The organism is Pseudomonas sp. Pseu.R1, from assembly GCF_045764065.1.
Lineage (GTDB): Bacteria > Pseudomonadota > Gammaproteobacteria > Pseudomonadales > Pseudomonadaceae > Aquipseudomonas.
In genome coordinates this window covers 941755-954478 of the sequence record NZ_JBJGEE020000001.1, presented here as the reverse complement: position 1 = coordinate 954478, position 12724 = coordinate 941755, and the positions used below count along the sequence as shown (strand labels likewise).

General features: G+C 60.8%; 10 protein-coding genes and 1 pseudogene. 10 read left to right on the top strand and 1 reads right to left on the bottom strand.

The window, feature by feature from the left end:
• Positions 1 to 178 precede the first annotated feature (178 nt).
• From ACI5GA_RS04650 to ACI5GA_RS04605, 10 genes and pseudogenes are all read left to right on the top strand, one after another.
• Positions 179 to 2377, top strand: coding sequence for a TonB-dependent siderophore receptor (locus ACI5GA_RS04650; RefSeq protein WP_421421938.1), 2199 nt, complete (start codon positions 179 to 181; stop codon positions 2375 to 2377).
• Between the two features lie 354 nt (positions 2378 to 2731).
• Positions 2732 to 2932, top strand: coding sequence for an MbtH family protein (locus ACI5GA_RS04645; RefSeq protein WP_404630592.1), 201 nt, complete (start codon positions 2732 to 2734; stop codon positions 2930 to 2932).
• Between the two features lie 46 nt (positions 2933 to 2978).
• Positions 2979 to 3965 (top strand): TauD/TfdA family dioxygenase, encoded by a 987-nt coding sequence (locus tag ACI5GA_RS04640; protein ID WP_421425440.1) that lies wholly within the window; start codon positions 2979 to 2981, stop codon positions 3963 to 3965.
• Positions 3966 to 3976: 11 nt separating this feature from the next.
• Complete coding sequence (locus tag ACI5GA_RS04635; protein WP_404630590.1) at positions 3977 to 4810, top strand: formyltransferase family protein; 834 nt, start codon at positions 3977 to 3979, stop codon at positions 4808 to 4810.
• A gap of 42 nt (positions 4811 to 4852) precedes the next feature.
• Positions 4853 to 5605, top strand: a complete 753-nt coding sequence (gene fhuF / locus ACI5GA_RS04630) for a siderophore-iron reductase FhuF (RefSeq protein WP_421421936.1) — start codon at positions 4853 to 4855, stop codon at positions 5603 to 5605.
• 146 nt (positions 5606 to 5751) lie between these two features.
• Positions 5752 to 6576: pseudogene (locus tag ACI5GA_RS04625) on the top strand (cache domain-containing protein); the annotation flags it as partial.
• Positions 6577 to 6591: 15 nt separating this feature from the next.
• The gene (locus ACI5GA_RS04620; protein WP_421425439.1) at positions 6592 to 7434 is read left to right on the top strand and encodes a methyl-accepting chemotaxis protein; all 843 of its coding nucleotides are present in this window, start codon (positions 6592 to 6594) and stop codon (positions 7432 to 7434) included.
• Between the two features lie 202 nt (positions 7435 to 7636).
• Positions 7637 to 8386: a gluconate 2-dehydrogenase subunit 3 family protein gene (locus tag ACI5GA_RS04615; protein WP_404630586.1), complete on the top strand. Its 750-nt coding sequence runs from the start codon at positions 7637 to 7639 to the stop codon at positions 8384 to 8386.
• 2 nt (positions 8387 to 8388) lie between these two features.
• Positions 8389 to 10164 (top strand): GMC family oxidoreductase, encoded by a 1776-nt coding sequence (locus tag ACI5GA_RS04610; protein WP_421421935.1) that lies wholly within the window; start codon positions 8389 to 8391, stop codon positions 10162 to 10164.
• Positions 10165 to 10233: 69 nt separating this feature from the next.
• Positions 10234 to 11526 (top strand): c-type cytochrome, encoded by a 1293-nt coding sequence (locus ACI5GA_RS04605; protein WP_421425438.1) that lies wholly within the window; start codon positions 10234 to 10236, stop codon positions 11524 to 11526.
• A gap of 136 nt (positions 11527 to 11662) precedes the next feature.
• Here ACI5GA_RS04605 and ACI5GA_RS04600 read toward each other — a convergent pair whose 3' ends face one another.
• Complete coding sequence (locus tag ACI5GA_RS04600) at positions 11663 to 12496, bottom strand: oxidoreductase (RefSeq protein WP_421421933.1); 834 nt, start codon at positions 12494 to 12496, stop codon at positions 11663 to 11665.
• Between the last annotated feature and the right edge of the window lie 228 nt (positions 12497 to 12724).

Genomic DNA, 12724 nt, shown 5'->3' with positions numbered 1-12724 from the left:
TCCATTGGAATGTATCGGCGAAGTCGCAAAAAAAGCCAGGGATGGCACTTCGCTTTTATTCTTAATAACAATGGTAATGAGAAAGATTATTTGTTAGATTTTCTCGCTTTTTTGACATTTGTCAGCGAAACGTAAAGGGCTGGGGCCCGGCGTTTTTTCAAAGGGAGGGGGAGTTCGGATGGTCAGCAACAACAAGGGTCAATTCAAGGTGAAAGCCTTGGCAGCGCTGGTCGCAACGGTCGCTTGCCATGGTGTCGCATGGGCCGAGGATGCCCCGACCAAACCGGCAAAAGGGTCAACCATTCAACTGCAGAACTCGGTGGTTTCGGGCGAAGCACCGGTCGCTGAAACCGATGTCGGTTACCAGGCGAAAAACAGCACAGCGGGCACCAAGACCAGCACTCCATTATCTGAAACACCGCGTTCTGTATCCGTTGTGACACGTCAGCGGATGCAGGATCAGGCATCGCAAACCCTCACCGACGTCCTGGGCTATGTGCCTGGCATTTTCGCACCGCCGTTTGCGGTGGGTGACGGACTGGCCGGTGACCTGTTCTCCATTCGCGGCTACAACGCCACCGACTACGGCTATGGCTTGTTGAAAGACGGCTTGCGTCTGCAGGGCAACCGCTACGACACCACCACCGAGCCGTATGGCTTGGAGCGCACCGAAGTGTTCCGTGGCCCAAGCTCCATTCTGTACGGCGAAAACGCGCCGGGCGGTCTGGTCAACCTGGTCAGCAAACGCCCGACCGAAACCGCCCAGGGCGAAGCCAAATTCACCTACGGCAGCAACAACCGTCGCCAACTGGCGCTGGACGTCTCCGGCCCGCTGACCGACGACAACAGTATTCTGGGTCGTGTGGTGATGCTGGGTCGCAATGCCGACACCCAGGTCGACACGGTGCCGGACGACCGCCTCTACATCGCGCCGTCGATGACTTTCAACTTCGATGAAGACACCTCGCTGACGCTGCTGTCGTCCTACCAGCGTGACCGCACCAAGCTGCTGTTGGGCTACCCGGCGGCCGGTACGTTGCTGGACAACGTCAACGGCAAGATCGGCAAGAGCCAGTTCAACGGCAACCCGAACTGGGACGACTTCGAGCGCGAAACCTGGACCCTGGGTTACGAGTTCAGTCACCAGTTGAACGAAAACTGGCAGTTCCGCCAGAACTCGCGCTATATGGAATCGCGTCTGGACCGCCATGAAACCTGGCCGAACAACCTGAACAACGGCGGTTTCGGCAGCAACCTGACGGCCACTTACTACGACCGCGACAACAAATCCATCGCCTACTCGGTGGACAACCAGTTCGAAGGTCACTTCACCTCCGGCGCGCTGGAAAACACCGTGCTGTTGGGCGCCAGCTACGACCGCACCTCGTTCAACCAGGACTGGGCCGCGGGCTTCAGTGGCTCCATCAACGTGTTCAATCCGGTGTACCCGGCGACGAAGCCGACCACACCGTTCACCGTGCAGAACTCTCAGCTCGACCAACAAATGTATGGGCTCTACAGCCAGTTGCAGAGCAAGTACAACAACTGGATCTTCCTGTTGGGTGGTCGTCAGGACTTCGTCCACAGCATGTACCGCAACCGTGCGAGCACCACCAGCGGCTTTGCGGATCTGGACGGCTGGGATCATCGCTTCAGTTGGCAGACCGGTTTGATGTACCAGTTCGAAAACGGTATCTCGCCTTACGTCAGCTACTCGACCGCCTTCACACCGGTGCAGCAGTCGTCGCAGCCGAACGGTGACCTGCTCGATCCGATCCTGAGCCATCAATACGAGGCGGGTCTGAAGTTTGAGCCGAAGGGCTGGAATACCACCTTTAGCGCGGCTGTCTTCCAGTTGACCAAGACCCACGACGTGGTGGCGGGTTCCAATGGTTTCAGCCAGCAGGTGGGGGAGAGCGAGTCCAAGGGTATCGAACTTGAAGCCAACAGCGACATCACCAAGAACCTCAGCCTGACAGCGTCGTACACCTACACCGATGCACGGGTGACCAAGGATGCGCCAGGTTCGCTGTTCGAAGATCACCAGTTGACCGGTATTCCGCGTAACCAGGCGTCCGGTTGGGCAACCTACCGCTTCCTCGATGGCCCGCTGAGCGGCTTCCGGATCGGGGGTGGCGTGCGTTACTTCGACAATACCTTCGCGTACACGTCGCCGACCCTGTACGGCAAGCTGAAAACCGGCGACGTGACGCTGGTCGACGCGCTGATCGGTTACGACATCGACAAACACTGGTCGGTGGACGTCAACGCGAAAAACCTGTTCGACAAGGAATACGTCAGCGGTTGCAACAACGCGGGCCGTTGCTACTGGGGTGAAGAGCGTACCGTGCTGGGCACCGTGGCTTTCCGCTGGTAATCGATCGGGTGTGAAGAAAGGGCAGGCACGGCGACGTGACTGCCCTTTTTTTGTGGTTTGTCCCGTCCTGAATAAGAGACGGCCTCACCGTATTCGTCGGAACGCCGCCCGCACCAAGGCGGCTCCCACAGGTTCGGCGTCGAACTGAAGATTTGGATTCGACGCGACTCTTGTGGGAGCCGGCTTGCTGGCGAATGGGCATGAGCGGCGTTCCGACAAAAGCACTTGGCCACAGATCACCAGACACCCTCAATCCGGATTTTTAGCAGAATCACTAATCATCCCCGCCCCTCATTCGTCTTCTAGATAAGGCCCGTGCTGCACCGGGCGAATCAACATGACGAGGTTTTGCACATGAGTTTTGACGGCGAAAACACCCAGTTCCGCGTAGTCATCAACCACGAAGAACAGTACTCCATCTGGCCCGATTACAAGGCCATCCCCGAAGGCTGGAAAAGCGTCGGTGTCGAAGGCGACAAACAAACCTGCCTCAACTACATCGAAGCCACCTGGACTGACATGCGTCCCCTGAGCCTGCGCAAGGCCATGGCCTGATTCATCTCTCATTTTTCAACGCTTGCGGAGCGTCTTGCCCATGAACATGCGCATGCTTACGCCACAACAACTGCACGTCGAAACCGGCTTCCCGCTGCGGGTCTACCCCGGCCAGCCGGGCGCCGCGCTGGCGGCTGAGTTCGTCACCCTGCGCGGCGTCGTCGACCAGTGCCTGGAACGCGATGGCGCCATTCTGTTCAGCGGTTTCGACAGCGATGGCGTCGAAGGCTTTCAGCGTTTTGCCGCTGCGTTCGGCCATCCGCTGCTCAACTATGAATTCGGCTCGACCCCGCGCAGCAAGGTCGACGGCAAGGGGGTGTACACCTCCACCGAATACCCCGCACATCGCTCGATTCCGCTACACAACGAACAGGCCTACACCACCGAATGGCCGATGCGCATCTGGTTCTACTGCGCCAAAGCGGCGGCCAGCGGCGGCGAAACGCCAATTGCCGATAGCCGCGAAGTGTTCCGTCGCATCAACCCGACGCTGCGCAAACGCTTCGAAGAGAAGCGTCTGATGTACGTGCGCAACTACGGCAACGGTCTGGACCTGACCTGGGAACAGGTGTTCAACACCGAGCGCCACAGTGACGTCGAAGACTACTGCCGCAAGCGGGGCATTCAGTGCGAATGGAACGAAGACGGCGACCTGCGCACCCGCCAACTGGTACAAGGCGTGGCTCAACACCCGCGCACCCAGGACTGGGTCTGGTTCAATCAGGCGCATCTGTTCCACCTTTCCAACCTTGACCCGGAAATGCAGGAGATCCTGCTGGACACCGTGGGCGAGGAGGGTCTGCCGCGCAACGTCTATTACGGCGATGGCAGCCCGCTGGAAGAGGACGCGCTGGCGGAAATCCGCGGCGTGCTCAATGAATGTGAAGTGGTGTTCCCTTGGAACACCGGCGACGTCCTGATGCTCGACAACATGCTCACCGCCCACTCGCGCAAGCCGTTCAGTGGTGAACGCAAAGTGGTCGTGGCGATGGCCGAAGGCGTCAGCGGCGAGACGCTGCTCAATACCCCATGAGTTCGAAACCCATGCAAAAAACCAAGCTTGTGTACGTCTGGTCGCTGCGTAACGGCGCCGCTGACAAGGCCGGCCAGTACGTCGATTACCACGGCGAAAAGCGCTACATGAAATCGCCACTGGAGCATCTGGTTCAGGCGCTCAACGACACGCCGCTGGGCGATCATTACTCGCTGGAAGGCGTCATTTTCGACGACAACCCCGAGTCGGCCCGGGACCGCGAGAGCATCAAGGAATACGGCTTCGGTCCGGGGCAGGGCGAGCACTGGCTCTACCCGGCGGACCTGAAAGTGCAGGGCCGTCTGGTCACTGACCTACTGGAAAACGTGCCGTCGACGTACCGTGCGCTGCCACTGGGCGACAGCCAGCGGCCAGCGGGCAAGTCGGATTTCGAGCGTCGTCTGGGCGAGCGTCTGCACGCGCTGGAAGCCGAAGTCGTGGTGCTCGACGGTCTGTTGGTGATCCTCGACGAACTGGTGCGTCCGGGGGCGGATTTCCATCGCCGCATCGTCAATATTCATCCGGGCATCACTCGCCTGGAATCGCCGTACGAACGGCGAGGCGCCTATGCCACTCTCGATGCGCTCTATGGCGCCAAGGGCAAGAAGGTGATCGACTGGACGACCCGCGAAACCGTCGACATCCCGGTGGTGGACATGACCGGCGCGTCGTTCCATTACGTCGACAACGGCATCGATTCCGGCGAAGTGATCTTCGACGTGCTCGACACGCCAATCGCCCCGGACGACACCATCCTTGAACTGCGCTGGAACAACTTCAACAACAGCCTGTTCCCGGCGCTGGAGCAGGGCCTGTGGGTGCTGGCGCGGCGTCAGCCTCATTGACATCGCCTGCGCCTGGACGGCGTCAGCCGGGGGAGTAGCCTCGTGATCCCCGCGCTGGCGCCGTTGTTCATTGCCGACTTCGCCCATTACCGCGACGTGTTCGTGCTCGATGACGACTTGCGTCCGGGCATGCCGCTGCGCGCCTTCTTGACCCCCGAAACCTTCGATGACGTCCTGACCCGGTTCGCCGCGCAATACTCCGCCAGCGACCGGCGTGGTCTGGCCTCGATCTGGACCCAGTATTACTTCATCAAACTGATTCCCCCGGTGGTCGCCGCTTCGCTGATCCTTGATTACCGGTTGCCCGTTCAGCTCGATCACCTGCAACTGGTGCTCGACGAAAACGCCATGCCCGTGGCGTTCAAACTCCCCGGTCCGGGCGCGCACTGGGCATCCAAACCCCTCGACACCTTTCAGCGCTTCAACGACCTGCTCGAAGGCCATCTACGGCCTTTCATCGACAGCGTTGCCGAGCAGTCCCGCGTCTCCCCGAAAGTGCTGTGGAGCAACGCGGGCAACTACTTCGAATGGCTGCTGGGTGTGCTCACCAGTGCTCTGCCTCACGCGGACCTGCGCCACGGCCACGGGCTGATCAACGCCTTGAATCTGCCCGACGGCACCCGCAATCCGCTGTACCAGCCAGTGCGCTACTTAAAGGTGGACGGCCAAGCCGAATTGAAACGCCAGCGTCGCATCTGCTGCGTGCGTTATCGGGTGGGCGGGTTGGAGGTCTGCGGGAACTGCCCGTTGGCTGAAAGACCGGGGCGCAAGCGCTCCGCGTCGGTGCGCAAGTAAAAAAATTCTGAGCGCGAACCCCTGTATTCACAGTAGGTGAAACGATACAGCCAAATAATTGGCGTCAAATTGCCATCAAAATATTTCAAGATGTACGATCACCGGCCGATAGGGAATGACCACACGACCAGGAGGTGATTCGTCTCATGAAGCTTACCGTGAAGAGCAAACTGCTCTGTTTGGCCATCATCCCCGCGTTGCTCTTTGCCCTGATTCTCAGTGGCGTGGCAGCGTGGATGTTGCAGAGCAGCGCTGTTCAGGAAATGAAGGACACCCGCGAGCAACTGGTGGAGCGCAATCGCCAGGTGCTGAAGAACTACGTCGACGTGGCACTGACCACGATCAAGCCACTGCACGATGCCTCCGCCCAGGGTGACATGGCTGCGCGGGACAAGGCGCTGGAACTGCTCAAGCCGATGAAGTATGGCGACGACGGATACTTCTTCGGCTACGACACCAAGGGTGTGCGGGTTTTCCGTGGTGACAGCCCGGCAGGCATCGGCAAAAGCTTCTGGGACACTCGCGACCCCGATGGCTCCTACCACTACCAGACCTTTGTCGAGGTCGCGAAAAACGGTACCCATTACATCGATTACGCAGCGCCCAAGCCCGGCGACGAAGCCGTTCAGGTGCCCAAGCTGGGTTACACCGTGTACCTGGACAAGTGGAACATGGTGCTGGGCAGTGCCATCAACATGGACGACATCGACGCGGCCATGGTGCTGGAGCAGCAGGACGTCACCCGGCGTATGCGGGGGATTCTCGTCAGCGTGTTCGTCGTGACCCTCGTTCTGTTGCTGGTGACCGCTGCCGCCGGGATCTGGACCGCTAATGGCATCGTGCGTCCGTTGCGCATTCTCAAGACCAATCTGGATGACATCGCGGCCGGTGATGGAGACCTCACTCACCGTCTGGTCGTGACCAGCCGTGACGAGTTGGGCGACCTGGCCACCTCGTTCAACCTGTTCGTCGACAAGATTCACGCCATGGTCCGCCAGATCGCCCAGATGACCCACGACCTCGCAGGCCTGGTGGAGCAAGCCACGCAACAGACCCTGCGTTCCGAACAGGCCATGCAGCGTCAACGTGAAGAGACCGATCAGGTGGCCACGGCCATTCACGAAATGTCGGCGGCGGCGCAAGAAGTGGCCCTTTCTGCACAACGTGCCGCCGAAGCCGCATCGGAAACCGATCAGCAAGGTCAGGCCGCGCGCAAGGTCGTGGGCAACAGCATCACCGGCATGAGTTCGCTGGTGGAGGACATCCGTCTGAGCGGCACCAGCCTGGACAGCCTGCAACAGGACGTGCGCTCCATCGTGTCGGTGCTCGACGTGATTCGCTCGATTGCCGAGCAGACCAACCTGCTGGCGCTCAACGCCGCCATCGAAGCGGCCCGTGCCGGTGAAGCCGGTCGCGGGTTCGCGGTGGTCGCGGACGAAGTGCGGGCGCTGGCCAGTCGCACGCAGCAAAGCACCCAGGAAATTCAGGGCATGATCACCCGCCTTGAAACCGGCACTCATGCCTCGGTCGCGGCCATGCGCCGTTCCACCGAAGCGGGCGAGGGCGCCAACCAGCAGACCAACGAAGTCGGTGTGTCGCTGGATTCCATCTCGGGCCTCATCGGCACCATCAACGCGATGAACGCGCAGATCGCCAGCGCCGCCGAAGAGCAGACCTCCGTGGCCGAAGAGATCAACCGCAGCGTGCACCAGATCGCCGGTGCCGTGGAAAACCTCGCCGAAGAAACCGAACAGAGCGCGCGCACCATGCGTGACGTCTCGGCACTGGGTGGCAACCTCAGCGCGCTGGTCGGGCAGTTCAAGATTTGATGAATCGTTTAACCCGATCTCACGGGTAGTCCCCAGGGTCGGAAGCTGTTTTAGTAACGCCCGAATGCTTAGCTTGGTAATGATTAGCTGGCAATCAATCGCCGATGCTTTCCCCAAATGAATGGAAAGTGTCGGTGAGCCATAAAAAGAAAACACAAGAAAAACGAAGCACACCCGTGTTCAGTCTCAGGAGAAGTGAACGATGTACGATGACGACACCTCCCCGGCGCGTCGCGATTTTCTACGCAAATCGTTAACGCTGATTCCCGTCGTAACACTGGCCAGTACCGGCCTTCCTTCCAGCACCTTCGCCCAGACCCCGGCCAGCGATGCCGCCCCCCAACCTTCCGCCGTTACGCCGCTCTCGGCAGGCGATTACAAACCCACGTTTTTCACCCCGCAAGAATGGGCGTTCGTGATCGCCGCCTGTGACCGGCTGATTCCGTCCGACCACGTCGGCCCGGGCGCCGTCGAGCTGGGCGTTCCGGAGTTTCTCGACCGCCACATGCAGACCCCTTACGCCAACGGCGGTATCTGGTACATGCAGGGGCCGTTTCTGGAGGCCGCGCCCGAGTTTGGCTATCAGGGCCGTCTGAATCTCAAGGAAACCCTGCGTATCGGCATCAAGGCCATGGACGCGTACAGCAAGAAAACCTTCTCCGGCAAAGCATTCGCCGAGCTGAGCACCGCGCAACAGGAAGACCTGCTCAAGTCCGCCGAGAGCGGCAAGCTGGCGCTGGAGGACATCTCCTCGAAGCTGTTTTTCAGCAACCTGCTCAACGAAGTGCGCAACGGCTATTTCGCCGACCCCTCCCATGGCGGCAACAAAAACATGGGCGCGTGGAAGATGATCGGCTACCCCGGCATGCGCGCCGATTACATGGACTGGGTCACCGTGCGCGACAAACCATACCCGTTCCCACCTGTTGATCTGGCCGGACGGAGGGGCTGAACATGGCGAACGCAAAACCGAAAGTGGACGCCGTGATCGTCGGCATGGGCTGGACCGGTGCGATTCTGGCCAAGGAACTGACCGATGCCGGTCTCAATGTAGTGGTGCTGGAGCGCGGCGCGGACCGCGACACGCAACCGGATTTCGCCTACCCGAAAGTGGTGGATGAACTGGAAGGTTCGGTGCACCGCCGCTACCTGCAAAGCCTGGCGCAAGAAACCGTGACCGCGCGACACAACCTCACCTCGACCGCTGTGCCGTATCGGCAAATGGGCTCGTTCAAGCCGGGCACCGGCGTGGGCGGTGCGGGCAGTCACTGGTCGGGCTGCCATTTCCGTGCGCTGCCGGAAGACTTCAAACTGCGCAGTAACGTCGAGCAGCGCTACGGCGCGACATTCATCCCGCAGGACATGACCATTCAGGATTTCCCGGTTACCTATGAAGACCTGGAGCCGCACTTCGATCACTTCGAATATGTCTGCGGCACCTCGGGCAAAGCCGGGGTCATCAACGGCGTGAAGCAGGTCGGCGGCAATCCGTTCGAAGGTTCCCGCTCGCGGGAATTCCCGCTGGGGCCGAACCCCAATTACCTCGGCGCCGAGCTGTTCTACAAAGGCGCCCGTGAGATGGGCTGGGACCCGTATCCGATCCCGGCGTCCAACGCTTCGGGGCCATACGTCAACCCGTACGGCTGTCAGATGGGGCCGTGCAACGCCTGTGGTTTTTGTAGCGACTACGGCTGCCTGAACTATTCCAAGGCAAGCCCCAACATCAGCATTCTGCCGGTGCTGCGTCAGCGTAAGAACTTCGAACTGCGCACCCATGCGCAGGTGCTCAAAGTCAATCTGGACAGCGACGGCAAGAAAGCCACCGGCGTGACTTACCTTGACGCTCAGGGGCGTGAAGTCGTGCAAGAAGCCGACCTGGTGCTGCTCTGCGCGTTCTCGCTGTACAACGTGCACCTGATGCTGCTGTCCGGGATCGGCAAGCCTTACGACCCGCAGACCGGCGAAGGCACCGTGGGCCGCAACTACTCCTATCAGAACCTCAACCGCGTGGTGCTGTTCTTCAACAAGGACGTGCAGGCCAATCAGTTCATCGGAATCGGTGGCGCGGGCACGACCATGGACAACCTCAACGGCAATCAACTGGACAACGCCAAGGCCGGCTTCGTTGGCGGCGGCATCGTCTGGGCGCGTCAACCGGGGGCAGGTCCGGTACGCGGCATCAACGTGCCGCCGGGCACGCCGAACTGGGGCACTGCGTGGAAACAGGCGGCCAGTGACGCGTTCCGCCACTCGTTCTATTTCGAAGTGCAAGGCGCATGCATGTCGTACAAACAGCACTACCTGAGCCTCGACCCGACCTATAAAGACGGCTTCGGTCGTCCGCTGCTGCGCATGACCTTCGACTGGCACGACAACGAGATCAAGGCCTCGCAGTTCCTCGTCGGCAAGGCCATGGAGATGTCGAAGATTCTCAACCCGACTGCCCTGTCCGGCGACGCCAAGAAGCCGGGCGAGCATTACAACATCACCAAGTACCAGAGCACCCACACCTGTGGCGGCGCGATCATGGGCAGCGATCCGAAAACCTCGGCGCTCAATCGCTACTTGCAAAGCTGGGACGTGCACAACGTGTTCGCCATCGGCGCCAACGCCTTCCCGCAGAACAACGGCTACAACCCGACCGGCATGGTCGGCGCGCTGGCGTACTGGTCGGCCAAGGCGATTCGCGAGCAGTACCTGAAAAACCCCGGCCCACTGGTTCAAGCATAAGGAGAGACGACCATGAAAAAGCTTCTCTCAGGCCTGTTCGTCATTGCCGTGGTTGTGCTGGGTGTGGTGATGGGGATTGCCTTCTGGCCGACGTCCACGCCGAAAATCGCGGCGCAGACGTCAACCGATCAAGCGGCGTTGATCGAGAAAGGGCGCTACCTGGCCGACGCCGGGGATTGCACGGCCTGCCACACCGCCAAGGGTGGCAAGCCGTTTGCCGGTGGCCTGCCGATCGCCTCGCCGATTGGCACGCTGTACAGCAGCAACATCACCCCCGACAAGGCCTCCGGCATTGGCAGCTACACGCTGGATGACTTCGACCGCGCGCTGCGTCACGGTATCGCCGCCAACGGCAACAGCCTGTACCCGGCCATGCCGTATCCAGCCTATGCGCGCACCCGCGATGACGACGTACGGGCGCTGTACGCGTACTTCATGCACGGCGTCGCGCCGGTCTACGCCGAAAACCGCGCCAATGACGTGCCGTGGCCGTTGTCGATGCGTTGGCCGCTGGCGGTGTGGCGCAAGGTCTTCGCGCCTGCACCCGAAGCGGTGGCGTTCGACGCCTCGCGCTACAAGGATCCGCACGTGGCCCGCGGCGCCTATCTGGTGCAGGGCTTGGGGCATTGCGGCAGTTGTCACACTCCTCGGGCGGTGACCTTGCAGGAGAAGGCGCTGGATGAGTCGGGTGAGGCGTTCCTGTCAGGCGGCCCCGTGATCGACGGCTGGCTGGCGGTGAACCTGCGCGGCAACCCGGCGGACGGGCTGGGCAACTGGAGCGCGGACGACATCGTGGCGACCCTGCGCAGCGCGCGCAGTGAAACCCACGCGGTGCTGGGCGGGGCGATGAGCGATGTGGTGGTGCACAGCACGCAACACCTCAACGACGCCGACCTTCAGGCCGTCGCGGCTTACCTGAAAACCTTGCCTGCGACGGCGCGTCAGGTCTCGACCTTCAAGGCTGATCCGGCGACCGCCAAAGCGCTGCAAGCGGGGCAGGAGGGCAGCCGGGGTGCCGAGCTGTACGTCGACAACTGCGCGGCTTGTCACCGCACCGACGGTCAGGGTTATCAGCGGGTGTTCCCGAAGATCGCGGGCAACTCGTCGGTGCTCTCGGAAGACCCGGTGTCGATGATTCGTCTGGTGCTGGCGGGCAGCAAACTGCCTGCGACGGCTACTGCGCCTTCGCAACTGGGCATGCCGGGTTTTGCCTGGCGGATGTCGGATGAAGAAGTGGCGCAACTGCTGACCTTCATTCGCAGCAGTTGGGGCAACCACGCCCCGGCGGTGAATGCCGGGCAAGTGGCGCAATTGCGGGCGACGTTGCCGAAGGCATCGCCAGCGGTCATTGCCAAGCCGTGATGTAAACACCCCTTGTGGGAGCCGGCTCGCTGGCGAAAGCGTCCATTCAGTCACCTCAATGTCGACTGAGCCAGCGCATTCGCCAGCAAGCCGGCTCCCACAGGTTTCGCGCACGGTTGACGAATTACAGTGCCAATCAAATATCCGTTGATTGGGTCACGTCTTCCCACGCGGTGATTTCTGCCTGCAACTGCGCCAACTTCTCGCGCACCAACTTCAACGCATCACTGCCCAACAACAAATGCGCAGGCGGGTTGTCGCTGGCGATCAGTTTCAGCATCGCATCCGCCGCCTTCACCGGATCCCCCGGCTGCTTGCCGCTGCGTTCCTCGCGGGCTTTGCGGATCGGGTCGAAGCTCTCGTCGTAATCAGCAATCTGCCGTGGCGAACGCTGCATCGAGCGGCCTGCCCAGTCAGTGCGGAAACCACCCGGTGCAACGGCGGTGACGAACACGTTGAACGGTTTCAACTCCTTGCCCAACGACTCGGAAATCCCTTCCAACGCAAACTTGCTGCCGTGGTAGAACGAGATGCCGGGCATGGTCATGAACCCGCCCATCGACGTGATGTTGATGATGTGGCCGCTGCGACGCTGACGGAACAGTGGCACGAAGGCCTTGGTGATCGCCACAGCGCCGAACACGTTGACGTCGAACTGGTGACGCAGTTCGTCCAGCGTCGATTCTTCGAACACCCCTTCGTGGCCGTAACCGGCGTTGTTGACCAACACGTCCACCGGGCCAAAAGCCGTGTCGACGTCGTTGACCACGTTGTCGATGGCGGCGAATTCTGTGACATCCAGCAGCACGCCATGGGCGCGACCCGGTGCCTGAGCTTCGAATGCCTCAATGGCCTGCTGATTACGCAAGGTGCCGATGACCTTGTGGCCCGCGGCCAGTGCCTGAGCGGCGAGGGCTTTGCCAAAGCCGCTGCTGACGCCAGTGATGAACAGGGTTTTTGTCGTGCTCATGTCGTTTTCCTCACGAAGCGTGATGCCGTTACTTGAAGCCCCCATGGTAGGAACTGCAGACCGGAAAACGATGGCCTGGTTCTACGCAATCCTTGCCTGATTCTGTCGGGAGGGTGCATGCATCGAAGAGCTTCGGTCTGCCGTTGTTCGTGTGGGAGCCGGCTTGCTGGCGAAAGCGGTGGGTCAGTGACAGATGCTGCGCTTGAGGAACCTCATTCGCCAGCAAGC